The organism is Halobacillus sp. H74 (assembly GCF_052246715.1).
Classification (GTDB): Bacteria; Bacillota; Bacilli; order Bacillales; family Halobacillaceae; genus Halobacillus; species Halobacillus litoralis_A.
Window position 1 is genome coordinate 257,165 of the sequence record NZ_JBQQCI010000001.1, and the last position, 23,677, is coordinate 280,841.

Annotated in this window: 22 protein-coding genes; 13 read left to right on the forward strand and 9 right to left on the reverse strand. The window is 41.2% G+C overall.

Translation table 11 applies throughout. The features are described from left to right. Together treC and treP are read right to left on the reverse strand one after the other, a co-directional pair. The gene (gene treC / locus ACTWPX_RS01265; protein ID WP_443118166.1) at window positions 1-1,686 is read right to left on the reverse strand and encodes an alpha,alpha-phosphotrehalase; all 1,686 of its coding nucleotides are present in this window, start codon (window positions 1,684-1,686) and stop codon (window positions 1-3) included. A gap of 26 nt (window positions 1,687-1,712) precedes the next feature. Continuing rightward, window positions 1,713-3,122, reverse strand: a complete 1,410-nt coding sequence (treP, locus tag ACTWPX_RS01270) for a PTS system trehalose-specific EIIBC component (RefSeq protein WP_443118167.1) — start codon at window positions 3,120-3,122, stop codon at window positions 1,713-1,715. 448 nt (window positions 3,123-3,570) lie between these two features. Here treP and ACTWPX_RS01275 point away from each other — a divergent pair, with 448 nt between their 5' ends. From ACTWPX_RS01275 to trhO, 4 genes are all read left to right on the forward strand, one after another. Next, window positions 3,571-4,758: an MFS transporter gene (locus ACTWPX_RS01275; RefSeq protein ID WP_443118168.1), complete on the forward strand. Its 1,188-nt coding sequence runs from the start codon at window positions 3,571-3,573 to the stop codon at window positions 4,756-4,758. Between the two features lie 57 nt (window positions 4,759-4,815). Then, entirely contained in the window at window positions 4,816-5,364 is a 549-nt protein-coding gene (locus ACTWPX_RS01280; protein WP_443118169.1) for a cysteine hydrolase family protein, read from the forward strand. Window positions 5,365-5,549: 185 nt separating this feature from the next. Further along, window positions 5,550-6,911: an MFS transporter gene (locus ACTWPX_RS01285; protein ID WP_443118170.1), complete on the forward strand. Its 1,362-nt coding sequence runs from the start codon at window positions 5,550-5,552 to the stop codon at window positions 6,909-6,911. Window positions 6,912-6,997: 86 nt separating this feature from the next. Then, window positions 6,998-7,939: an oxygen-dependent tRNA uridine(34) hydroxylase TrhO gene (gene trhO / locus ACTWPX_RS01290; protein ID WP_443118171.1), complete on the forward strand. Its 942-nt coding sequence runs from the start codon at window positions 6,998-7,000 to the stop codon at window positions 7,937-7,939. A gap of 29 nt (window positions 7,940-7,968) precedes the next feature. On the opposite strand, the gene ACTWPX_RS01295 is transcribed toward trhO, so the two are convergent. Further along, window positions 7,969-8,595: a Type 1 glutamine amidotransferase-like domain-containing protein gene (locus tag ACTWPX_RS01295; RefSeq protein ID WP_443118172.1), complete on the reverse strand. Its 627-nt coding sequence runs from the start codon at window positions 8,593-8,595 to the stop codon at window positions 7,969-7,971. Window positions 8,596-9,246: 651 nt separating this feature from the next. After that, entirely contained in the window at window positions 9,247-10,047 is an 801-nt protein-coding gene (thiD, locus tag ACTWPX_RS01300; protein ID WP_443118485.1) for a bifunctional hydroxymethylpyrimidine kinase/phosphomethylpyrimidine kinase, read from the reverse strand. A 113-nt stretch (window positions 10,048-10,160) separates the two neighbouring features. On the opposite strand from thiD, the gene ACTWPX_RS01305 reads away from it, so the two are divergent. The 5 genes from ACTWPX_RS01305 to ACTWPX_RS01325 all read left to right on the forward strand — a co-directional run bounded on the left by ACTWPX_RS01305 (window position 10,161) and on the right by ACTWPX_RS01325 (window position 15,436). Further along, on the forward strand, window positions 10,161-10,490 hold the full coding sequence (locus ACTWPX_RS01305; protein ID WP_443118173.1) for an MGMT family protein: 330 nt from the start codon (window positions 10,161-10,163) through the stop codon (window positions 10,488-10,490). 33 nt (window positions 10,491-10,523) lie between these two features. Continuing rightward, on the forward strand, window positions 10,524-11,462 hold the full coding sequence (locus ACTWPX_RS01310) for a PD-(D/E)XK nuclease family protein (RefSeq protein ID WP_443118174.1): 939 nt from the start codon (window positions 10,524-10,526) through the stop codon (window positions 11,460-11,462). 85 nt (window positions 11,463-11,547) lie between these two features. Next, entirely contained in the window at window positions 11,548-12,183 is a 636-nt protein-coding gene (locus ACTWPX_RS01315; RefSeq protein WP_443118175.1) for an SDR family oxidoreductase, read from the forward strand. Between the two features lie 195 nt (window positions 12,184-12,378). After that, complete coding sequence (locus ACTWPX_RS01320) at window positions 12,379-13,641, forward strand: helix-turn-helix domain-containing protein (protein WP_443118176.1); 1,263 nt, start codon at window positions 12,379-12,381, stop codon at window positions 13,639-13,641. A 634-nt stretch (window positions 13,642-14,275) separates the two neighbouring features. Continuing rightward, window positions 14,276-15,436, forward strand: coding sequence for a CapA family protein (locus tag ACTWPX_RS01325; protein ID WP_443118177.1), 1,161 nt, complete (start codon window positions 14,276-14,278; stop codon window positions 15,434-15,436). A gap of 44 nt (window positions 15,437-15,480) precedes the next feature. On the opposite strand, the gene ACTWPX_RS01330 is transcribed toward ACTWPX_RS01325, so the two are convergent. Then, the gene (locus ACTWPX_RS01330; protein WP_443118178.1) at window positions 15,481-16,353 is read right to left on the reverse strand and encodes a 5'-3' exonuclease; all 873 of its coding nucleotides are present in this window, start codon (window positions 16,351-16,353) and stop codon (window positions 15,481-15,483) included. A gap of 199 nt (window positions 16,354-16,552) precedes the next feature. On the opposite strand from ACTWPX_RS01330, the gene adh reads away from it, so the two are divergent. Further along, on the forward strand, window positions 16,553-18,073 hold the full coding sequence (gene adh, locus ACTWPX_RS01335; protein WP_443118179.1) for an aldehyde dehydrogenase: 1,521 nt from the start codon (window positions 16,553-16,555) through the stop codon (window positions 18,071-18,073). A 56-nt stretch (window positions 18,074-18,129) separates the two neighbouring features. Continuing rightward, window positions 18,130-18,498, forward strand: a complete 369-nt coding sequence (locus ACTWPX_RS01340) for a DUF779 domain-containing protein (RefSeq protein WP_128525423.1) — start codon at window positions 18,130-18,132, stop codon at window positions 18,496-18,498. Between the two features lie 168 nt (window positions 18,499-18,666). On the opposite strand, the gene ACTWPX_RS01345 is transcribed toward ACTWPX_RS01340, so the two are convergent. Further along, the gene (locus ACTWPX_RS01345; RefSeq protein WP_443118180.1) at window positions 18,667-19,413 is read right to left on the reverse strand and encodes a GNAT family N-acetyltransferase; all 747 of its coding nucleotides are present in this window, start codon (window positions 19,411-19,413) and stop codon (window positions 18,667-18,669) included. A 152-nt stretch (window positions 19,414-19,565) separates the two neighbouring features. Between ACTWPX_RS01345 and ACTWPX_RS01350 the strand changes: the two genes are divergently transcribed. Together ACTWPX_RS01350 and ACTWPX_RS01355 are read left to right on the forward strand one after the other, a co-directional pair. After that, window positions 19,566-20,573 carry an NADP-dependent oxidoreductase gene (locus ACTWPX_RS01350; RefSeq protein WP_443118181.1) on the forward strand — a complete coding sequence of 336 codons (1,008 nt, stop codon included), beginning with the start codon at window positions 19,566-19,568 and terminating at the stop codon, window positions 20,571-20,573. A gap of 109 nt (window positions 20,574-20,682) precedes the next feature. Continuing rightward, window positions 20,683-20,853: a hypothetical protein gene (locus tag ACTWPX_RS01355; RefSeq protein WP_164908560.1), complete on the forward strand. Its 171-nt coding sequence runs from the start codon at window positions 20,683-20,685 to the stop codon at window positions 20,851-20,853. 82 nt (window positions 20,854-20,935) lie between these two features. Here ACTWPX_RS01355 and ACTWPX_RS01360 read toward each other — a convergent pair whose 3' ends face one another. Genes ACTWPX_RS01360 through ACTWPX_RS01370 form a run of 3 tightly spaced genes read right to left on the reverse strand, consistent with a single transcriptional unit; the run spans window position 20,936 to window position 23,669 of the window. Next, entirely contained in the window at window positions 20,936-21,304 is a 369-nt protein-coding gene (locus ACTWPX_RS01360) for a thiol-disulfide oxidoreductase DCC family protein (RefSeq protein ID WP_128525420.1), read from the reverse strand. A gap of 26 nt (window positions 21,305-21,330) precedes the next feature. Beyond that, complete coding sequence (gene pabB / locus ACTWPX_RS01365) at window positions 21,331-23,067, reverse strand: aminodeoxychorismate synthase component I (RefSeq protein WP_443118182.1); 1,737 nt, start codon at window positions 23,065-23,067, stop codon at window positions 21,331-21,333. Beyond that, window positions 23,064-23,669 (reverse strand): anthranilate synthase component II, encoded by a 606-nt coding sequence (locus ACTWPX_RS01370; RefSeq protein WP_443118183.1) that lies wholly within the window; start codon window positions 23,667-23,669, stop codon window positions 23,064-23,066. Before ACTWPX_RS01370 ends, pabB begins: the two co-directional genes overlap by 4 nt. Window positions 23,670-23,677: the final 8 nt, after the last annotated feature.

Here is a 23,677-nt window from a genome sequence, read left to right on the forward strand (position 1 = left end):
TCAGTGACTTTGAATATGATAAACCACAGACTCGTATGGACGCAGACTCACATTTTTATAGTCCCCTGTGGAGTCACTGTAATTACTCAGTAAGATTCCTGCTTTCCCTTCAATTATAGTATCTGCTGGCAATTTGAAAGAGGTATCCTCACCATAAAAATTATTAACGACTAACAATTGCTCACCATTCCATTCACGTAAATATGCAAAGACTCTCTCATGATCCGGTGTCAACAATCGGTAGTCTCCATGTGTGATGATGTCGTGTGATTTTCTCAGTTCAATCAGCTTTTGGTAATGCTTGAAAACCGAGTTCTCATTATTCTTTACGACTTCTGCATTGATGTCTTTATAGTTGTCAGCAACATCGATCCAGGGAGTACCGCTTGTAAAGCCTGCGTGCTCTCCCTTATTCCATTGGACAGGGGTACGCGAATTATCCCGTGATTTTTGCTTCAGTATCTCCAGGATTTCTTCTTCACTTACCCCTTCTGCTTTAAACTCTTCATACATATTCAAAGATTCTACATCGCGATAATGGTGGATGCTTTCAAAGTCGGGGTTCGTCATCCCGATTTCTTCCCCCTGGTAAATATAAGGAGTCCCTTGCATCATATGGATCGTAGTCGCGAGCATTTTCCCTGATTCTACGGGGTAGTGTACGTCATCGCCAAACCGGGAAAGAACTCTCGGTTGATCATGATTACACCAGAATAAAGCATTCCATCCGTTCCCTTTATTCATTTCCCGCTGCCATTGGGAAAGAATGCCTTTCAATTGATGGAAATCGAAGTCAGCGACAGTCCACTTATTCCCATTTGGGTAATCGACTTTCAAATGATGAAAGTTGAAAGTCATGCTCAACTCATCTCGATCAGGAGCTGTGTACTTCACACAGTGATCGATGGTCGTGGAAGACATTTCTCCTACAGTCATCAAATCATAAGGTTTAAATACAGCCAGGTTCATTTCCTGCATATACTCGTGGACTCTTGGCCCATCTGTGTAAAATTTACGTCCGTCTCCTGGTGCGACACTTCCATCGTCATTCGGGAACTTTTGATTTTTAGAAATGAGGTTGATGACATCCAGCCGGAACCCGTCAACTCCTTTAATCGCCCAAAAGCGCATCATTTCATAAATATCTTCACGGACTTTTTTATTTTCCCAATTTAAATCTGCTTGGGTGACATCGAATAGGTGCAAGTAATATTGCCCCGTAATATCATCGTATTTCCAAGCGCTCCCCCCAAATTTTGACTTCCAGTTCGTAGGTTCCTCTCCATTGACAGGGTCCCGCCAAATGTAATAGTCACGATAGGGGTTATCCTTGGATTTCCGAGATTCCTGAAACCACTTATGATCTGTCGAAGTGTGATTGACCACGATATCCATGATTAATTTCATTCCACGTTCATGAGTTTCCTTTAATAAACGTTCAAAGTCCTCCATGGTGCCATACTCATCATGAATGTCATAGTAATCACTAATATCATACCCATTGTCGTTCTGTGGGGACTTGTACATCGGGGTCAGCCATAGAACATCAACCCCGAGTTCATTCAAATAGTCCAGCTTTTCGATGATACCCTGGATATCACCGACTCCACTTCCGGTCGTATCATTAAAGCTTTTCGGATAGATCTGATAAACGACAGCTTTTTTCCACCAAGGTTGTTCAATCATTGTAGTAGCACCACCGTTTCAAGTAATTATACGTCTTTTTTGCGCTTTGCATAAAGGTAGGTTCCGACAGATGGCAGGATGATGACAATGGCCATGCCGATGATGAAATCTAACCAGTAATCCGTGACAATAGAGAAAATCCCGGGTACGCCCCCGACACCAATGGAATTAGCCAATACACCTTGAGCAGAAATGTATAGCCCTGCAATGGCAGACGAACTGATTGCGATTATAAACGGATATTTAAAACGAAGGTTTACACCGAACAAGGCCGGCTCTGTAATCCCTAACCACGCTGAAATACCAGAGGACAATCCCAAACCTTTTAATTTGTCATCTTTAGAAGCAGCCCAGATTGCAAACGCCGCTGAACCTTGGGCGATGTTGGACAAAGCAAGCATTGGCCATAAGAAGGTCGTACCAGTACTACCGACCAGTTGAATATCTACAGCGAGGAAAGTATGGTGCATACCTGTAATAACCAGCACACCATAAAGGCCACCATAAATCAGACCACCTAGCCATGCGAACATATCGAATGTAGCGACAAGACCATCTGTAATCCAGTTACCAATGGCGAATGTGACAGGACCGATTATGATGAAGGTCAAGAAACCAGTTACCAGCAAAGCTATTGGTCCTACAAATAAGAGTTGAATACTATCCGGAATACGCTTGCGTAAAAACAGTTCGATTTTCGTCAATAAGTATGATGCAACCAGAACAGGTAACACTTGTCCTTGATAACCGATCTTCTCAACTGTCATACCGAATAAATCCCATGTCGGCACGGTTCCTTCTTTAACAGCTTCACCATAAGACCATGCATTCAACAAGTCAGGGTGAACAAGAACTAAACCAATAACAATACCCAGTATCGGGCTGCCACCGAATTTTTTAACGGCCGACCACCCTATGAGACCAGGTAAGAATACGAAGGCGGTGTTCGCGATGATGATAATCATATTAGCTATCCCTGACCATTGCGGATACACATCAATGATGGATTGGTCATCCCAGAAAATACCGGTCGCTGTAAGGATATTATTAATCCCTAATAAGAGACCAGCCGTTACAATCGCAGGTAAAATCGGTATAAAGATGTCAGCTAATGTTTTGATGGCACGTTGTAGTGGATTCATTTTTTGTTTGGAAGCTTCTTTCACTTCCTCTTTTGATGATTCGCCGACTCCAGCCAGGTCGACGAGTTCCTTATAAACTTTATCGACAGTACCTTGACCTACGACGATTTGAAATTGACCATTAGTAGAAAATGCGCCTTTTACGGCATCAATATTATTCAACTTTTCCTGATCAACAATTCCTTCATCGTGCAATGCTAATCGAAGTCGAGTGACACAATGTGTCGCAGCAGACAAGTTTTCCTTTCCACCGATAGCTTCTAATATTTGCTCGGCTTGCTTTCTGTGATTCATTTCCATACCTCCCTGGGTGATTTAGTTTTATTCACAGTCATCATCGGGACTGTACCTTAACCAATTACAGATGCTCCAGTGACTCGCTTGCATTTCAAAGGCATCACTATTCGTTAAGATGACCTGGCTTTTCATTTCCAAATCCAAAAACACTTCCTGCTTAACCGCTTACATAACAAACTACTTGTATATACATGAACTAATTTAGATTATAATCTGTATATACAAGTTTTGCAACCGTTATCATTTTGTTAATATAGTTGGAATTCCCTTCCCTCTCAATTAAAAACGCAATAAGTGACAAACGATAAAAACTAAATCGGTAATATAAGCAAAAAGGTTTGAGCGCAGACGAGGTTATGATATATATTTAGAGTGTCGAAATATATAGGAAGAAGGGATTTTTATCCTGGACAATGAAATACAATCCAGAAAAAATTTATGGATCATGTGGTTTGCTAACTTCTTCATAGCAGGGAGCATAACTATGGTTTTACCTTTTATTTCTCTCTATATAGAAGAGCTTGGCAACTTCTCAGATGAGTTCGTCCAAACATGGTCAGGGTGGGTTTTCGGAATTACGTTCGTTTCTGCCTTCATCTGTTCTCCTGTATGGGGGAAAATCGGGGATAAGTACGGCAGGAAAAAAATCCTCATCATTTCAGCTGCAGGACTCGCCTTATCTGTACTTCTGATGGGGTTCGTAACGACTGTATGGCAATTATTCATACTCCGGTTATTCATGGGAGTTTTCACCGGTTTCATTCCCATGTCCCAGGCACTCATCTCTACCCAAACGCCGAAAAATATCGCTGGACAGGTTTTGGGGACTTTACAAACAGGGAGCATCACTGGAAGTCTGCTAGGGCCGATGCTGGGAGGTTGGATTGCCGATTCGATCGGATATGCGATCACTTTTCAATTCGTTTCCATCACTATTTGTTTATCTGCCATCATCGTTTATTATGGTATTCAAGAACAACGAATTGAAAATGATAATGTTGACGAAAAAGCGAGTTACCAAACAAAAGAAGTTCTCTCACATATAATCAAACACCCAGTCCTGCTGATGGTGATGATAGTTTCCTTATTTGTACAAATCGCTCACTTCAGTATCCAGCCGATTTTATCCTTGTTTGTAGGAGAGTTACATGGGGCGGAAAACCTTGCCTTATTCTCCGGAATCGCTTTTTCAGCTGCGGGTCTTGGTAATTTGATGATGGCAAAACGCTGGGGAAGAATTGCTGATAAATTAGGCTATATTAAAATTCTAGTTTTCTTACTTTTTATGGCAGGGCTGGTTTATTTCCCTGCTGCCTTCGTTACGAATATATGGCAACTGGTCTTCTTACGCTTTTTACTTGGAGTATCTATTGGAGGAATCATCCCCGTACGGACTGCTTATATCAGACAGGAAGCACCTATTGCTATGCAAGGAGAAGTTCTGGGATATAATACCAGCATTCGTTTTCTCGGCAACATTATCGGCCCTGCGATGGGCGGTATGATTGCTGGCGCATATGGCTTTTCTATGGTCTTTTTTGTCACCAGTGGTCTCTTATTTCTTTGCGGAGGATTGATGTTGATCACTATGCAGAAAAACGAACCTGCCGCCAAACAAGTTCCCAGCTATTAATGAATAATTCCTCCCTTTTCTGTTAAAATATGTGTAAAGACCATCTGGAGGAATCTTATGAAACGTGCCTTGATTATTATTGATTACACAAATGATTTTGTTTCTGAAAACGGTGCATTAACATGCGGTCTACCTGCACAAGCGCTTGAGGGGTATGTAACCAGCCTCACTGAGCAATTTTTAAAAAGCGAAGATTTTGTCGTTTTCGGTGTCGACGCGCACCAAGAAGGAGATCCATTCCATCCAGAAACCGATTTGTTCCCTCCCCACAACATTAGAGGGACAGAGGGGCGTAAGCTCTTTGGTTCCCTGCAGAGTCTTTACGAAGAATACCAAATGAAGTCCAATTTATCTTACATGGATAAAACGCGATACAGCGCTTTTGCAGGTACTGACTTGGATTTGATGCTCAGACAAAGAAGGATTACCGACCTCCACATTGCCGGAGTCTGCACAGATATCTGTGTTCTTCATACTGCGGTGGATGCTTATAACCTTGGCTATAAGCTCACTATTCATCGTGATGGAGTTGCAAGTTTCAACCCTACCGGTCATGATTGGGCAATTTCTCACTTTGAGAATTCACTCGGAGCTACTGTGTTATAGGCTGTTTTTATTCATGCAGGAAAATCACTTTAATAGAAACCCACAAAGGCCTCCCTTTATTGACTCAATGAAGGGAGGCTTTTTACATTGCCAAATTTTTCAGCCATTTTTCTATCATGGAAAGTTGTGGTATAGTATTTCGGGTGTCTAACGAATAATTCCTTTGAATAAGGAGGGGGACTTATATGAAATCTATGTCTCGTCCTTCAAATGAACACTTTCGAACGGTGTTCATCTTGAGCGCATCAATTTTGATTGTTGTTATGAATACGACGATGTTCAATATCGCTTTACCAAATATATTAAGTGAATTCTCCTTACAACCTTCTGAGGGAGCCTGGATAGTGTCAGGTTACTCGATTGTTTTGGCAATTTTCACAATCACTTTTACTAGATTATCAGACTATCTCCCAATTCGAACTTTGTTAACCATCGGGATTTCAATTTTCAGCTTATCGTCATTTATCGGTTTCTTTGCCGACAGCTACCTATGGCTGCTCATTTCCCGCTTATGCCAAGCTGCAGGGGCAGCGTCGATCCCAGGCCTGTCTATGGTTTTCGCCGGGAGGTACATTCCTATGACCAGACGTGGGAGTGCTTATGCTCTTATTGCCTCTGCGACATCTCTGGGATTCGGGCTAGGACCTGTCGTGGGTGGATTGATTACAGATTATTTGAATTGGAACTTTTTATTCATCGTGACCTTCATGGTATTCGGCGTCCTCCCTGTTCTGTATAAGTTTATGCCTTTAGAACAAGCAGAACGTGGAAGCTTCGATGTCATTGGAGCAATATTATCCGGTACGAGTGCTACTTTGTTTCTTTTATATATTTCAACATTCACACATTTTTACTTGCTCGGGGGCTTGTTATCTGCTGCTTTATTATGGTGGCGGATAAACAGAACAAAAGCACCTTTCATTCAACCCGAACTAGTGTTGAATAGCCATTACCGCAGAATAGTGTTCATGAGTTATATCGGTTTCACTCTCCACTTTGCGATACTTTTTTTGATGCCGATTATGCTTGAACAAGTATACGGACGCGGAGCGGCAGCCATTGGTTTCATTATTTTCCCAGGTGCCATCCTATCTGCTGTCGCCGCTATTTACGTCGGACGGTTGATCGATTCATATGGAAATATCAAAGTGCTGCTCTTATCCCAGATTTTATTGATGATCTCTGCATTGGTTTTTTTCTTCTTAGCCGGAGTCAATCCTTATATGATCATGGTCGCTTATATGTTCACAAGTTTTGGTTTTTCCAGCCTATCTTCCAGTTCTACAAATGAAATCTCAAAAATCTTGCCGAATAATCAAATCGGTGCTGGGATAGGATTAAAACAACAAACCCACTTTATAGGGAGCGCTACCGGTTCTGTGCTTGCCGGTATTTTGCTGGAAATAAGTTCACAGCCCTACACAGCAGTAAATTTCAAGCTTCCCTTCGGTACTTTAATTATTTTGATGGTTGCATCATGGACGACTCTTTTCATTTACTCACGAAAGATTAAACACCTAGCAGATGTTCAAAAAAATGACATTTGATTTTTCTTGTAAAATTAAATATGATGAACTATGGACATTTCTGTTATAAATAACTGATATAGATATAAATATAGGAGGAATCACTTATGAGCTCAAATGATTATCGAGTTCTGTTGTATTATAAGTATACCGACCTTCCTGATTATGAAGAATATTGCACTAACCACTTAGAATTCTGTAAAAGCCTTGGCTTGAAAGGAAGAATCATCGTTTCTCACGAAGGGATTAACGGAACTGTTTCAGGTACAGTTGAGCAAGTTGAAGAATATATGGAATATGTACGTTCTGATAAGCGTTTTGCTGATATCCACTTCAAGATCGACGAACATGAGGGCCATGCTTTTAAGAAAATGCATTGCCGAGTCAAACCTGAACTTGTAAACTGGAGTATTGAAAACGACGATATTGATCCGAAAAGTTTCGGTGGAAAGCACTTGAAGCCTAAAGAGTTCAATGAACTGTTAAAAGATGATGACACGATCGTCATTGATGGACGTAACGAATATGAATATAGGATCGGACACTTCCGTAATGCTATTCAACCTGCTGTGAACCATTCACGTGAATTTCCTGAGTGGGTTGCTGAAAATGCCGACCAATGGAAAGACAAAAAGGTTCTGACCTATTGCACAGGAGGAATCCGTTGCGAGAAATTGACAGGGATCCTGAAGAAAAATGGTGTCGAAGATGTCTACCAGCTTGAGGGCGGCATCACAACTTATGGGAAAGACCCCGAAGTTAAAGGCGAACTTTTCGATGGTAAAATGTACGTATTCGATGAACGTATCGCAGTTCCGGTCAACCAGGTTGAAGAGAAAGTGATTGCTCAATGCGAGCATTGTGGCAAACCGGAAGACCGCATGATCAACTGCAGCAACCCAGTATGCAATCGTCAATATGTATGTTGCAGAGAATGCGAAGAATCACACCATGCCGCATGTACAGCAGAATGTAAAGAGCATCCTGAGAACCGTTGGGATGTCGAACGTAAAAAACAAATTGATAAATACGACAAAGTTAATGGATAAACCTTCCCCCCTTTCTATAGGAAAGGGGGCTATTTTTGATGCTCAATATGTAAGAAGCCTTCCACACCTACAAGGTGTTGATCTTTCAAATAAATGCCTCCCCCTTCAGCTATCCCGTAACCTTTATGAATTCCAGTTCGCTTGAGTGCCGCTTCTAAATTTTTATGTTCGTTCCATTCTAAAAAATGTGCAGAAATAACCACACCCTTTAAAAGCCCTATTCCCGTCCTCACCACTTGAATCCTCTCTGGATGATCCTCAGGAGAAATCACACAATATTCTGGTAGAATTAGCGCCCCCGCAGAAAAACCGGCTATTGGCTGTCCCTGCTGAAATTTATCCTGTAAAATATTTGCCAAATCTGTTTCGATGATGTAATCGTGATAAGCCAACGTGTCTCCACCGCCAATTATTACTCCTCCGCTTTCTCTTAAACGGTTGAGCTCCTGTTCACTATAGTGAGGTTTTAACGGAAAATGGTCAGCTTCTACTTTCATTCCACTGGTGTATTTAGGCAAATAATCGACGGATCCTTCCCTTTCTATATACAGTACTGTAACCGCAGGCTGCTCCAGAGCATTCTCAAATTTTGAGGCGAGCTGTGGAGTAAATGGCGGACTAGATCCGAACAAAAACAAATGTGTGCTGCTTTCCATACTCGATCCTCCCCTTATAATAAAGCTATTTTAAGTATAGATGGATATTTCCAGTGCTGGATTATTCGATAAAATGGCAGTTATCTTGCAGACCTGATTTCGAGATTTTTGTGGGAATTAAGGGGCTTCGGGGAAGAGGTCTCTTTCCTGCGAGGGAACTGGCAAGCTTCCTCGGTCGTTGACACTCACTACGGGGTCTCACCTAGATCCTTCTCCCGCGGGAGATTTCCCCTTCCCCTACGACCCTAGCGATATTAGTTTCTCGAAATCACTAGAGGGAGAACCTCCCCTTGGGTGGACAAATCATACTTTAGTGCGCTGGGAAAACGGTGAGACTCCTGTGGGGTGAACATGATCGGTGAGATTCCGAAAGGCGAAGCCTGAGGAAGCTCAGCACATGCCCACGGAAAGTGTTCAAATGCGGAATCGCCCTGGTAGACACGACTGGCATAAGCAGAACATCAAAGGAATGTGCTTTTTCATTCCATTAATGTTCTGCTTATGACGCGAGTGTCTGGGCGGTGGAGCTGGATGATCCGTTTTCCCATCCACCATCTCCTCATACGAAAGTCTCGAAACTGAGCATTCAAGATATGGGAGGTTTCATTGAAGAATGCCAGCTTTGTGGATTAGAATGTTTAAGGGATTACTTTATTCATGTGTTCTGTGGGCAGCATGATAAGTCGAACCAATCCCGCGATCGAATGATATCGCATAGCGGATTGCACTCGTCACGAAAGACTTCGCACGATGTATCGCTTCCTCCACAGAGCTTCCTTTTGCCAGTTCAGCTGCAATGGCTGCTGAGTAAGTACATCCTGCACCACTCGTATGGATGGTAGCGACACGTTCAGATTCCAATTCAACAATGCTATTCCCATCGTAAAGAATATCGACAGCAGGGTAGTCGTCCAGTGCCCCTCCTTTCACTAATATATACGAAGGACCTAAATGATATAAATCCCTGGCCACTGCTTTCATGTCCTCTGGGGTTTCAGGCACGGGACAGTCTAATATGCGGGCTGCTTCATGCAAATTAGGGGTGATGACCGTCGCGAGAGGCATCAAGTCCCTCTTCAAACTCTCAATAGCTTCATCACGGAGCAGTTGAGAGCCCATTTTCCCGATCATTACAGGGTCTACCACTACGTGAGGTACTTCTGACTCCTGAATAAGAGATGCTATACGTTCGATGATATCTTTAGTGAAAAGCATACCCGTCTTTAAAGCGTCTACACCCACATGCTCCAGTGAAGCGTATACTTGAGCCTCGATCGACTCGATCGGTTGTGTGAAAATACCCTGTCCTGTCTTACTATTATTAGCCACAATAGCTGTAATGGCACTCATTCCATATACGTCGAATTCTTGAAAAGTCTTCAAGTCAGCTTGAATGCCGGCACTTCCCTGTGAGGCAGAACCAGCAATCGTCAAAACCTTTGATATGCTCATCATGAATGGACCCCCTCTATTCTTTCTAAATAAATTGTATCAGAATTAATAAACAGTTTGCTATTATCCCCTATCACGAATAAGTTAAAATAAAGAAGAAGGAGATAACTTTAATGAAGCCTTTCACCCAGAAAACCATCCAAATAATAAAAAATATCCCGCCCGGAAAAGTCATGACATATGGCCAAGTTGCACAATGGGCAGGCAATCCAAGAGCCGCTAGACAAGTAGCTCGAATACTTCACACAATGAGTCGTAAGCACAAACTTCCTTGGCACAGGGTTCTAAACGCTCAAGGGCAGATTAGTATTAAAGATGAATCACTAGCAGAAATTCAAAAAATATCTCTACAAGCCGAAGGAATTACGGTTATCAACTATAAAATCCAGTTAGGTCAGTACTTGTTGAAAGACGAACCATACCACGAAGACACTTTCATCTGATCTTTACTGTACATAACGAAGGATGTGTTGAGAATGTTTGAAATTAAACCATATCCAGACCTCTCCTGGTCATTATCCCGACACAAAACGATGCTGACATGTTTACGGAAATACGCTTATGACTATTATGTTTCCCATAACGGGTGGTTGAACCAGGCTGATACATTAGCCCGGCAGACTTACCGCTTAAAAAAGATCACAAACTTGGAAATGCTTTTCGGAAGCATTGTCCACGACCTCATTTACCAAACCATCCAAAAAACTTTGAAAAACCATCCGATTTTGGATGAAGGAGCGTTTACAGATGAGGTGCGCCATCATCTGAACAGAGGGTTTATCGAGTCTACAAAAAAAGAACACCTTTGGCAGAACCGCCCAAAACATTATACGATGCTTCACGAAATCTATTATAGCCAAACAAACACACTCCCAGAGGGAAAAATCAGCAAAATCACAGACCGACTTAACACGACGGTGAAAAACTTTTTTGCCAGCAAAACTTTTTCAGATGTATTGAATAAAGAAAATATGAAATTCATAGAATCTGAAACTTTCCGATTCATGAAAACGGACGGGATAAAGATTTTCATCGTCATGGACCTCGTTTATAAAAATTTGAAACGTAACAAATGGGTGATTGTAGATTGGAAGACAGGTAAGTCATCAGATGAGGACCGAAATCAGCTTGCCTTGTACGCCCTTTATTTAAAACAGAAACACAATATTCATTCTCTTGATGACATTATCATCCGAAATGAATATTTGGTTGATGGCACTCATGTTGAACATCAATTGACTGAACAGGATTTAATTAATGTCCAACACCTCTACCAAATTAGTATGGAACAGATGAGGTCATTCTTAGAAGATGCCAGTAAAAACCAGCCGCTTCCGATTGAGCAATTCCCTATGCAGGAAGATCCTAGAGTTTGCGCGCGTTGCAACTACCAGGAATTGTGCTTTTCCACTTAACACTAAAAGGCTTATGTTTGAATCCTTCCTAAAGTGGCTAAATAGAGGATGGAGAGACATTACATGGAAGGAGTCGTGGTGAAAGATGAAAGTACTTGTCGCAGGAGCGAATGGACATACCGGTCGTTTGCTTATCCAATATTTAAAAGAAGATGGTCATGAACCATTTGGCTTAATACGAAAAGAAGAACAAAAAGCTAAAATCGAAGAGTTGGGTGGTACCCCTATCTTAGCAGACGTCACCCAGCAAGACGTGGGTTATGCTGTGAAAGGGATGGACGCTGTAATGTTTGCAGCTGGATCCGGTTCCAGTACGGGACCAGAACAAACAGAAGCCGTCGACCGTGATGGTGCGATCAACCTTGCAAAAGCCACAGAAAACCTTGGCATTAAAAAGTTTGTCATGCTAAGTGCTATCGCAGCAGGAGACCCTAGTAGAGGTCCAGAAGAGCTTGGACATTACTTGAAAATGAAAGGCGAAGCAGATGAATATCTGAAAACAACTGAGCTTGATTATACAGTTGTCCGCCCTGGTGGACTGACCCACGAGGAAGGTACTAGTAAAATTCAAGTCGGTGAAACAGTCGACAGAGGAACCATCCCTCGCGCAGATGTTGCCAAAACGATGATCGCTGCCCTCCAGGAACAGAATGCTTACCATAAAACATTTGAATTAATTACTGGAGACACACAAATTGAGGAAGCTTTAAAAACTTTATAAAGACAAAAAACAGCCACAATAAATCAAAATGAACCTCCCCCTTTTATATAATGCAGCCCAGCCTTTTCTTAATGAAGGGCTGGGCTTTTTTCCATTAAAGTATTTCCACACATATCCATATAATCAAGAAAAATCTTGCTCCCAATCAGATTTTGCTATAATGTGTATACTTGGCGCTTTAAAGGAGTAGTGAATATGAAAGGCTCATTAATCAAGCAACACCGCAAATTTAAGAATATGACCTTAGAAGATCTTGCATCAGGCATTTGTTCCGTATCCTACTTAAGTAAAATTGAACATAATACGATTAACGCCAGTGATGAAATCTACCGCCTACTTGGCGAGCGTTTGAAAATAAAGTTAACAGACATCAATCAGGATTTTGATGAGCAAATGTATCAAGACCTTCTCGATTGGCATGAAGCAGCTCAAATGAGGGATTTTCCATTGATGAGAGAGCTCTATGAGAAATGCCAGCTTGCTTTTGAGGACAATAAGAACATTAATCTTGTCAATCTTTTCAAAATTATAGAAGCTCGCCATTTAATGACTCTTGAAAAAAAACCAATACAACAAGAAATATTAAAGAAATTGAATGACACATTTCATGACGCCTCTAATGAATTTCAGTTTTTCTATTATAAAACAGTAGGCGTCCATCATTTATTTTTATCTAACTTACGCGAAGCTCTACACCACTTTCTAGAGGCGAAAAGAATAATGGGTATGTTACCATTAGATGACACTGAAGTTCCCTTTCACCTAGCATTGGCTTACTCTAAAACTAGATCATTTGTTGAATCCACTCACTACGCTTTCCTTGCCCTTGAGGGGTACAAAAGCACCTTATATTATTCACGCATGGTCGATTCCTACATCATCATAGCTATTAATTACAACTCTCTTGGTGCACACCTAATTGCTGAAGAGTACCTCTTGAAGGTTTTAAAGGTAGCTAAGTATCACCTCTCTTCTATTGAGAAGCGTCGTATTTATCATAACCTAGGGATTAATTATATTAACCAAGAAAAATATGACGAGGCTTTCGATTTCTTAAAAAAAGCGTATGTAATTGATACAGAGGAATCAATGTTTACTTCTAGTACAATTTATCTCCTTGCTCTTACTTGCTATCATAGCGGAGACATATCTCTTTGCTGGGAGTATATCAAAGTCGGTGAAAAAGAATCAGAGAAGCACGACTTACTCAAATATAAGCACAAATTTCACATTCTTAGACACATGATATCTGATAGCACTTTAAATGAAGATTTCATTAAGACCTTGGAAAACGAGATCATTCCTAGCTTTCGAAAGTTAAATGAATACAAGGATTATAAAGAGTTTGTAGAAATGTTAGGAAACCTATATTATGAAAAGCGCATGTATAAAAAGGCTGCAATGTATTACAAAGAAGCTAATAACTATAAAGATACCCAAAAAAAAGACCTATTATAAAAAAGTCGGAGGCACATGTGCTTCCGACTTTTAATGCTGAAGAGAAAACTTGGATAAATACAGTTAGCAGCCAATGAAAAAATTCTAAATAAAGCCCAAGGCTTAAGCCATGGGCTTTATTTAGAATTTTCCGGGGGTATCCCCGTTCTTCAGGTTTTTCAGCTCTGAATGTTCATTCTCAAAAAGCTTTCTCGTTCCTCTTTCAATTATTTCCAGTTTCTCTTTTACGAATTGATGTACTATATGATCCAATGGTTTTTCTGGGTTATTTGAACTACGTCGACAGCCATAGGAAGTATCCCCGTACGAGTCGATATGGTCGTTAATTACGAAGATAACCTACTTTTTTTGTCTCAACGATCTTACAAAAACTTTCTTGCGCTACTTTATCGTTATGGATCAATCTAACTAGGTTCTGATTAAAAAAGATGATTTGCTGCAATATAAACAAAAGGTATATAACTTTGGATTTGTATTATTGAGGTAATGCGTTACTTATAGTAGAATCTTTCATTTTTGGGGATGATGGCAATAAAAAGCACTTGTTAGGTACTGAGGTTTCAAGATAAGGGTACTTAAAAAAATCAATACCGAAATTCAACAAAGTTTTTATAGGAAGGGATAGAGTTGGTTTATGCCAAACATCAAAATAGCCCTATTGCTCACTGTTGCTTTGTTAGTTATTACTGGTTGTACCTCTCAGCAGGAAACCGACCGGACTGGCCGCACTCATGGGAATTCTGAGCGGCATACAATGAAAAAAGCGGAGCCGTCTTACAAAAAAAGCATCACAATTTCCGCAATCGGTGACTTATTGATTCACAAGCCTGTCTATGAGGATGCCAAAACAGAATCGGGCTATTCCTTCACTTCAATGTTTGAGAATGTGAAGGAATATACCGAAGAAACCACCATTGCTGTCGCCAATCAGGAAACAATGATCGGCGGTGAAGAAATCAAGTTATCCGGTTATCCATTTTTCAATAGTCCATATGAAATGGGGGATGCTTTAAAGGATATAGGTATCGATATCGTGTCACTGGCGAACAACCACACTCTTGACCGTGGGGAAACAGCGATCCGCAATGCCATCTCCTACTGGAAAGAAATTTCTATGATCTATATGGGTGCATACGAAAATAAGAAGGACCAAGAGACGATCAGGGTTATTGAAACAGAAGCAGGGATCAGTGTAGCCTTCTTAAGCTATACATATGGGACCAATGGTATTCCTGTACCCGAGGGGAAAGATTATCTGGTGAATATAATCGACCTTGATATGATTCGGAAAAATATTAAGAAAGCTAAGGGGAAAGCAGATGCTGTTGTCGTAAGCATACACTTTGGAAAAGAGTATGAAAGAATGCCGAACCAATCTCAAAAAATGCTGGCCCAAATGATGGTCAATGTTGGGGCAGACGTTATTCTTGGTCACCATCCTCACGTACTGCAGCCAATCGAGAAATTGAAGGGAAAGAACGGTCATGAAGGGCTTGTCATCTATTCATTAGGTAATTTTATTTCCGCCCAGGAAGATACCTATCGGAGAATCGGGGGGATTATCCAGTTTGAAGTAGTGCTCGAAGATGATAAAGACCAAGTAAATATAGAAAGGCCCGTGTTCATTCCTACTGTCGTCGATTATGATCCTTTGGATAATAATGAGGCGGGGACGAATTTCAAGGTCATACCGATGAGCAAGGCGGGGAATGATGTCATACCGGAGTTAGAGACCCTCCATAAAGAAATCAAACAGCATATGGCAAAATGGCTGCCAGCGCTGGAATTCAAATAGGTTTTGGAAAACTGAAAGTCGGAAGCACACGTGCTTCCGACTTTTTACATCCTTACGATATTCTTTTCCCAGTTTTTGAACTCCAGTTCATCAAACTTAGCTCCCATTTTTTCATCATTGATATAAAACAGTGCTTTTTCTAATGAGCAATCCACACCTGCTTCACAATGAATCGCTGCAAGTTTTCGGGACATATGAAGCATATCTAAATCTTGTTCGATTTTCGTACGCTGTCCTTTCGTCAGTTCCTCAAGGTTTTCCAGAATCCCTTCAATCGTTTCATATTTCATCAACAGTTTCAAAGCTGTCTTTTCTCCGATTCCTTTGACTCCAGGGTAATTATCGCTGGAATCGCCCATCAATGCCTTTAAATCAACCATCTGTTTAGGTGTAATCCCTTTCTCTTCCAGAAATGAACCTTCATGATATTCTAAATAATTCCCGTACCCTTTTTTCAATAATACGACATTTACGTTTGGTTGAAGGAGTTGCAGTAGATCCTGATCTCCAGTCAAAAGATAGACCTGTGAATGTTCACTATAAATACGACTTAAGGTTCCCATACAATCATCAGCTTCATACCCTACTTGACCCACATTCGGTATGTCTAATGATTCAATAACTTCCTTTGCTAAGTCGAATTGTGGAATCAATTCTTCCGGCGGACCACCTCGATTGGCCTTATACTCAGGAAACAAATCATTACGGAATGTTTTGCTTCCCATATCCCAGCAGCAGATCACGTGGGTCGGCTGATAAGTTTCAATGGCTGTGAACAAATGCTTCACCATCCCATATACTGCATTCGTCGGCATACCTTTACTATTAATCATATAATAATTGCTCATTGCTGTAGCATAGAATGCGCGAAATAAAAGCGCCATACCATCTACAAGCAGTACTCTGTTTGTTGTCATTTTTCGTGCTCCTTTACTTATGAATACCTCTATTATAACAATGATCAGTGTTTGATCGTACCAAAAATCCTGCCATACTTTTCTGTAAATTGACAATTTTCTGTTAAAATGATAACTTCAAATAAAGCGTATGAACTTACATAGGTGTTTTTGTAAGCGTTTACGCATTTAAATGAACATTAATTAGGAGGATGAATTAATGGTATATGCTAACCCGAACACAGCAGGTTCTGAAGTGAATTTCAAGGAACGATACGACAACTTTATAGGCGGAGAATGGACAGCACCTGTCAAAGGTCAATACTTTGACAATGTGACACCTGTCACTGGACAAAATTTTTGCAAGGTGGCACGTTCAACTGAAGAAGATGTAGAACTTGCTCTTGACGCTGCCCACCAGGCAAAAGATGCATGGGGAGAAACATCAGTAACTGAACGCTCCCTGATCCTGAACCGCATCGCCGATCGAATGGAAGAAAACTTGGAAAAACTAGCAATAGCCGAAACATGGGAAAATGGCAAAGCTGTGAGGGAAACGTTGAACGCAGACATCCCATTAGCTATCGATCATTTCCGCTATTTCGCTTCTGTCATTCGTTCTCAGGAAGGCAGCATCGGTGAGATTGATAATGATACCGTCGCCTACCATTTCCATGAACCATTAGGTGTCGTTGGACAAATCATTCCTTGGAATTTCCCGATATTGATGGCGACTTGGAAAATGGCGCCTGCCCTAGCTGCGGGAAATGCTATTGTTTTGAAACCTGCAGAACAAACTCCTGCATCCATCCTATATCTGATTGAAATGATTGAAGATCTGTTACCACCAGGTGTATTGAATATCGTTAATGGATTTGGTTTGGAAGCAGGAAAACCCCTAGCTCAAAGCCCTAGAATCAATAAAGTCGCTTTCACAGGTGAAACCACGACTGGGCGTATGATCATGCAATATGCCTCTCAAAATATCATTCCTGTGACATTAGAGCTTGGTGGTAAATCACCAAATATTTTCTTTGAGGATGTCATGCGTGAAGATGATGATTTCCTTGATAAAACAATAGAAGGCATGGTCATGTTCGCATTAAACCAAGGGGAAGTTTGTACTTGTCCTTCCCGTGCGCTTATCCATGAATCCATTTACGATGAATTTATGGACCGTGCTATTAAGCGTATCAAGGAAATTAAAACAGGCAACCCACTAGACCCTGAAGTAATGATGGGAGCCCAAGCTTCCTCAGAGCAATTGGAAAAAATCTTATCCTATTTAGAAATTGGAAAAGATGAAGGAGCTGAGTGCCTGGTCGGAGGAGAGCGCAATCAAATGGATGGCGATCTCAAAGATGGTTATTATGTACAACCCACTGTTTTCAAAGGGAACAATGACATGAGAATCTTCCAGGAAGAAATCTTCGGACCTGTTCTTTCTGTTACAACATTCAAAGACTCTGAAGAAGCTATGCAAATTGCTAATGACACGTTATATGGCTTAGGCGCTGGCGTATGGACACGTGATATGAACACAGCCTATCGTTTCGGAAGAGGCATCGAGGCTGGTCGTGTATGGACAAACTGTTACCATGCCTACCCGGCTCATGCTGCCTTTGGAGGATACAAAATGTCCGGTGTCGGTCGAGAGAATCACAAGATGATGCTTAGTCATTATCAGCAAACCAAAAACATGTTAGTCAGCTATAGCCCTCAGAAACTAGGATTCTTTTAATTGACGATGCTGCCAGCCTCTTTCACTTGTCAGTTTCAAGAAAGGAGCTGAAAGAAATGGTTGAACGTGTAAGAGCGACAGAGGACGCGATAGCTTTGATTGAAAAATTAAAAGAAAAACATGGTTCACTTATGTTTCACCAATCGGGGGGCTGTTGTGACGGAAGTTCACCGATGTGCTACGAAGAGGGCGACCTCATGATAGGTAGTCAGGACGTTTTACTTGGTGAAATCGGGGACACCCCTTTTTATATCAACAAAAGACAGTATGACTATTGGAAGCATACTCAACTGATTATTGACGTGGTGGACGGCCGTGGAGGAATGTTTTCTCTAGAAGGGGTTGAAGGAAAGCGATTCCTAACTCGTTCACGTGCTTTTTCAGATGAAGAGTATCAGGAACTTAAAGCATCAGAAAAGATCTAGATAAAAAAAGGACCTGTGAGGGTCCTTTTTTTCGTTATCAAATAATTTTATGATTTAAAATGATTAAAGGAGAGTTATATCTCATTCTTCACTTACATTTTCTATTCTAAGAAGGCAGAAACACCACACAACTGGCGTCCCCCTTCCCCTTTACGACCGTATTTAATTTCATGATTTCAGACTCCTATGGGATCGTTTATACACTTTCACCCTTTCAGTAATCTCAAATCCTGTCTCCTCAAACACTCTTAACATCGGCTTGTTATTCTTACTGGTGGCACCGATACTATATGTAGCCCCAAACTGTTTATTCAATAAATCCAATCCCTGTTTATATAACTGGACAGCCTTTCTTTTACCACGGGCTTCAGGCACAAGGCCAAAGTAAAAAATCCTTCCTTCTGCCTCAGTGCCAGGTTCTATATGGGGCATAATAACTCCAATCGCCCGCTCCCCTTCAAATGCCAGGATACATGTATCGATGTAAGTTGACCCAAGTTCTTTCTCTACCCCCCTCATCTGCTCGTCCATATCTAATAAAGAGGGTGCATTCAATGATCCTTTCATCGCACGTTCCCAAATTGACTTGAAATGATCAAACGTAACCTCCCTTAACGATTTAAGGGTAAACACTGGAGATGTTTGTTCAAGATTTTTAAAATCTTTCTTCACGAAAAGCAGCTCATCATGGCACTTGAAGTTACGGTTATATAAATGCCTTTCTACTTCGTCAGGGAAAGAGTCATTCAGTAAAATCGTCAAGGACTTCAAGTTTTTATAGTTGGGATGCTCAATAACACTATCTGTTAGTTTTACTAACTCTGTTGAAGTTAAATTATGAGTTTCCTCGATTGTGACAGAGTTCTCACCTTCCACGAATTTCACAGCCTCATATAATTCTTCTTTCGATTTCACTACCTTCCCTCCTACCTTTTCATTTCTCTCACGCAATAAAGCTACTCATTCCATAGTATCTCATTTTACGAAATATGGAAATGCAGACTCTTTTAGTTTCCATCCGAGCATTTCTCGAGTTAAGATATTAAGAGAAAGGGAGTGTTGAAAGTATGAACCGTGAAATACAATTGATCAAAAGACCAGAAGCTGCTCCATCTCATGAACATTTAAAGGTTGTAGAAACAGAACAACCCGAACCTCAACAGGGGGAAGCACTCGTGAAGCTGCTTTATGTTTCTGTGGACCCTTATATGCGAGGACGTATGAGCGATGCTGAATCATATATCGCTCCTTTCCAATTGAATGAACCGATGGAAGGTGGCGTCGTCGCTGAAGTTGTCCAATCAAAGGATGATTCACTCAATCAAGGAGACATTGTTACAGCTATGCTACCATGGAGAGAATATACACTCGTAAAGGCAGACAGTGTCAGAAAAGTTGACCCAAGCCTCGGCCCTGTTACAACTTCTTTAGGAATCCTCGGTATGCCTGGATTGACTGCCTACTTTGGATTGATGGACATCGGTCAGCCTCAAAAAGGCGAAACACTAGTCGTTTCTGGTGCAGCAGGAGCAGTCGGTTCCACCGTCGTCCAAATCGGAAAAATTGTTGGATGTCACGTAGTCGGAATTGCTGGATCCGATGAAAAAACATCTTATTTGATGAATGAGCTCGGTGTAGATGAAGTAATCAATTATAAGAAAGAAAACATGGCTGATGCCTTAGCAAATGCCTGCCCTGATGGAATCGATGTATACTTTGATAATGTGGGCGGAGACATTTCAGACCGTGTATACCCTTTATTGAATAAATACGCGAGAATTGCCCAATGCGGCGCCATTGCTTCTTACAACGTTCCGAACGACCAGGGCCCACGCATGCAGATGCACTTGATTAAATCTAGTGCTCTTATAAAAGGATTCACTGTCGGAGATTACCAAACTCGTTTCAACGAAGGATTTAACTACTTATCAAAATGGCTGAAAGAAGGAAAACTCACCTACGAGGAGACCGTTCAGGAAGGATTCCAAACCATTCCTGATGCATTCTTTGGATTATTTGAAGGTAAGAACATCGGAAAACAATTAGTCAAAGTTTCTGAACCGTCCCCCAACTGAGTAATTGGCTGTAGAATGAATTTCATTCTACAGCCAATTTTTGTAACTAAACCCAATAATTAATGATATAATTCTAGTAAATCACGGCAACAGTATGGAGGGTTCACCTATGTTTTATGTTACTTTGATCGTCGTTTTTTCTCTTATCTACTACGGTTACGAAAAGAAAAAGAACTTTGAATTAAGAGAAAAAGAGATCGAGTTAGAGCAGCGGAAGATCGATTTAGAAATCATCAAAAGTGATCAGCATATCCGTGAGAGAGATCTGAATAATCTTTAGATAATCACGAAGATAGTTTACCACTTCATCCCCCGTTTACAAGTATAGTTAAAATAAAGCCTTCTCATCGAGGAGACCTTTATCAGGCGTATCTAGGCAGATCGTAACGACCGAACCATTGGTGACGATGGTCAGAGAACCACCTGTAAAGCGGCGAACCGATTAAATGAAATCCCGGTAACGATAGCAATACCCCGAACATAGAAAAAAGAGGCAAGACGAGCAACAGCTTTTGAATCGTACGGAATCCTTGCTTGATTTCTCCTTCTTTTGTAAGCATATGAATCTCATCCAATGTATTGCGACCTTCTAAATAGGGGTACTTTCCGCTTTTCTCTACTTCCTGGACAGAAACCCATTTTATTTGATTCAACCAATCAAATTGACGAAACGTTTTTTTCACATAAAAGCAAAATGGACACTGAGCATCGTAAAAAACAATATGTTTCATTAATAACACTCCTTCTTCAAACTTTATTATTCAGTTAAGTTGACTTCCACCCAACCCCTGACTCCATTAATCATCCAAATTTCCTTACATTGACTCAATTCTTCTTTATGGATGACTTTTTCTTCAATCACTCCGCCTTCTAACAACTTTTCCCTGAAGGTTCCTGCCAATAACCCACATTCGACAGGGGGCGTGTAATATTCATCATTCACTTTAACAACCAGGTTGGCTATCGTGAATTCAGTCAGTTGACCTTTTGAATTCCACAACAAGGTCGCATCTGTTCCATGTCGCTTATGTTGATTATAGACTTGTCTGTGTGTCGTTTTATGGAATAAAAAGGGGTTCCGCTCATCCACCGGTGTTGTTGCGAGGGAACACTCAACAATGGGAGATTGCGATTCAATCGGCTTTGTTTCGATTTTACAATCTCCTGATTCCCCCACTAACATACGTACCTTATGGAGCCCTGCCGGATTTTCTTCAACCACTTTTTCACACTCTTCCAGAAGCTTGTCTCTTTCCACTGGAAACGCAAAATAATCAGCAGATTGCATCAAACGATTTATATGATAGGGCAAAAGTGGAATCACTCCATTTTGAACCTTCATTGTTTCTAACAATTCAAAACGAGGCCTGTCTTCCGTCAAAAGTCTCGTCTTTGTCTTTAACTCTTCAAACTCACCTTCTGATGTCGAATCCCATGTGACTCCTCCGCCTGTACCATAAGTCGCTTTGCCTTTAGTTTCATCTATCATGACAGTGCGTATCGGAACATTAAAGACGGCTTCATGATTCGGTGTCATATAGCCGATTGCTCCACAGTATGCTTCTCGCGGGGAATCCTCAAGATCTTTGATATACTTCATCGTCCTGACCTTAGGCGCTCCAGTAATAGAACCACAAGGAAATAATGCTCCGAACAATTCAAACATCACAAAACTTTCGGGGAGGACAGCCTCTACCGTAGAAGTCATTTGATGGACGGTAGGATAAGTCTCCACTTCAAACAAGCGCGGAACACGTACCGAGCCGGGTACAGCGATTCTACCCAAATCATTTCGCAATAAATCTACAATCATTAAATTTTCCGATCTTTCCTTATTTGAAGAAGTAAGGTGTTTCTTCTGGTTTACATCCTCCTGAGAGAAACGCCCGCGTTCGGCTGTCCCTTTCATAGGCTTAGTCGTAATCTTGTTTTTATTGATTCGGAAAAACAATTCAGGAGAAGCCGATAATATTCGCCGTTCACCCATATTCAAATAAGCGCTATAGGAAGATTGTTGATTTCTGACAAGCTTTCTATAGAATGAGTAATCATCACCAGCAAAGTCAGCTTCCATTCTCGTGGTATAATTCACCTGATAAGTATCGCCTAGCTCAATCCCACGCTTAATCCGTTTCATCCCGTGTTTATAAGCATTAAAGTCTCCTCTCATTTTCCAGGAGGACACTTCAAAGGGATGGTCCCCAGAAACAGCAGGGGCAGATTCGTAACCATGGAAAACCCCAAACCACACTAGCGGCCATTTTGAATTAGTGTGGACAACTAATGATCGGTCAAAGGCAGGTGCTGCTTCATAGGAAACGTAACCGGCGACATAATACCCTTGATCGAGGGCTTTTTCTACTTCTTCAAAGACTCCTTGAACCTCATTCACCTTATCTGTTGAAAGAATCTGAACAGGAGCTTTAAACACTTTTGTATTCGGTTTTCCTGAATCGTCCGCAAAATCATAGATAAGGTATGGTGACTCCTTCATACAGTCACCCCTTCTTTCTGGCTTTCACGGAAACGAATAGCTTGTTTCAGCATATTACAAAGCATTTCAAACCCATAATCTGTAAGAATCGATTCGGGGTGAAACTGAATGCCTTCAATAGGATAATGACGATGCCGGACCCCCATGATCACCCCGTCCTCCGATACAGCGGTTACTTCAAGTTCTTCTGGCATTGAAGCCGGGTTCACTTGGAGGGAGTGGTAGCGAGTTACATTCACTTGTCGGGGCAAATGGCAGAAAATCGCTTGACCATCATGTGTCATGCTTGTCACTTTCCCATGCATCGGTCTTCCCCCTTTTTCTATCTCCCCGCCAAAATGTTTAACAATCAATTGATAGCCTAAGCAAATTCCCAATACCGGCGTACACTTCCCGAATGTCTGGAGAACTTCTTCCGAAACCCCGGATTCTGAAGGCTCACCTGGACCCGGAGACAAAACAATCAGATCCGGATTCATACTTTGGATCTGGGCTGAGGTCACTTCGTCATTTCTTTTTACCATGACCTCTGTATCCATCTGCTTGAAATATTGAAATAAATTGTAGGTGAATGAATCATAGTTATCGATGATTACGATCATAAAAAGTG

Excerpts from the sequence above, each read along its gene's own strand:
- ACTWPX_RS01310 (WP_443118174.1), top strand. The coding sequence starts at position 10,524 with ATGTTTGAAATTAAACCATATCCAGACCTCTCCTGGTCATTATCCCGA.
- ACTWPX_RS01330 (WP_443118178.1), bottom strand. The coding sequence starts at position 16,353 with ATGACAACAAACAGAGTACTGCTTGTAGATGGTATGGCGCTTTTATTT.
- ACTWPX_RS01325 (WP_443118177.1), top strand. The coding sequence starts at position 14,276 with ATGCCAAACATCAAAATAGCCCTATTGCTCACTGTTGCTTTGTTAGTT.
- ACTWPX_RS01370 (WP_443118183.1), bottom strand. The coding sequence starts at position 23,669 with ATGATCGTAATCATCGATAACTATGATTCATTCACCTACAATTTATTT.
- ACTWPX_RS01275 (WP_443118168.1), top strand. The coding sequence starts at position 3,571 with ATGTGGTTTGCTAACTTCTTCATAGCAGGGAGCATAACTATGGTTTTA.
- ACTWPX_RS01305 (WP_443118173.1), top strand. The coding sequence starts at position 10,161 with ATGAAGCCTTTCACCCAGAAAACCATCCAAATAATAAAAAATATCCCG.
- ACTWPX_RS01280 (WP_443118169.1), top strand. The coding sequence starts at position 4,816 with ATGAAACGTGCCTTGATTATTATTGATTACACAAATGATTTTGTTTCT.
- ACTWPX_RS01285 (WP_443118170.1), top strand. The coding sequence starts at position 5,550 with ATGAAATCTATGTCTCGTCCTTCAAATGAACACTTTCGAACGGTGTTC.
- ACTWPX_RS01320 (WP_443118176.1), top strand. The coding sequence starts at position 12,379 with ATGAAAGGCTCATTAATCAAGCAACACCGCAAATTTAAGAATATGACC.
- trhO (WP_443118171.1), top strand. The coding sequence starts at position 6,998 with ATGAGCTCAAATGATTATCGAGTTCTGTTGTATTATAAGTATACCGAC.
- thiD (WP_443118485.1), bottom strand. The coding sequence starts at position 10,047 with ATGAGCATATCAAAGGTTTTGACGATTGCTGGTTCTGCCTCACAGGGA.
- ACTWPX_RS01350 (WP_443118181.1), top strand. The coding sequence starts at position 19,566 with ATGAACCGTGAAATACAATTGATCAAAAGACCAGAAGCTGCTCCATCT.
- ACTWPX_RS01315 (WP_443118175.1), top strand. The coding sequence starts at position 11,548 with ATGAAAGTACTTGTCGCAGGAGCGAATGGACATACCGGTCGTTTGCTT.
- ACTWPX_RS01340 (WP_128525423.1), top strand. The coding sequence starts at position 18,130 with ATGGTTGAACGTGTAAGAGCGACAGAGGACGCGATAGCTTTGATTGAA.
- ACTWPX_RS01360 (WP_128525420.1), bottom strand. The coding sequence starts at position 21,304 with ATGAAACATATTGTTTTTTACGATGCTCAGTGTCCATTTTGCTTTTAT.
- ACTWPX_RS01295 (WP_443118172.1), bottom strand. The coding sequence starts at position 8,595 with ATGGAAAGCAGCACACATTTGTTTTTGTTCGGATCTAGTCCGCCATTT.
- treC (WP_443118166.1), bottom strand. The coding sequence starts at position 1,686 with ATGATTGAACAACCTTGGTGGAAAAAAGCTGTCGTTTATCAGATCTAT.
- adh (WP_443118179.1), top strand. The coding sequence starts at position 16,553 with ATGGTATATGCTAACCCGAACACAGCAGGTTCTGAAGTGAATTTCAAG.
- ACTWPX_RS01355 (WP_164908560.1), top strand. The coding sequence starts at position 20,683 with ATGTTTTATGTTACTTTGATCGTCGTTTTTTCTCTTATCTACTACGGT.
- treP (WP_443118167.1), bottom strand. The coding sequence starts at position 3,122 with ATGAATCACAGAAAGCAAGCCGAGCAAATATTAGAAGCTATCGGTGGA.
- pabB (WP_443118182.1), bottom strand. The coding sequence starts at position 23,067 with ATGAAGGAGTCACCATACCTTATCTATGATTTTGCGGACGATTCAGGA.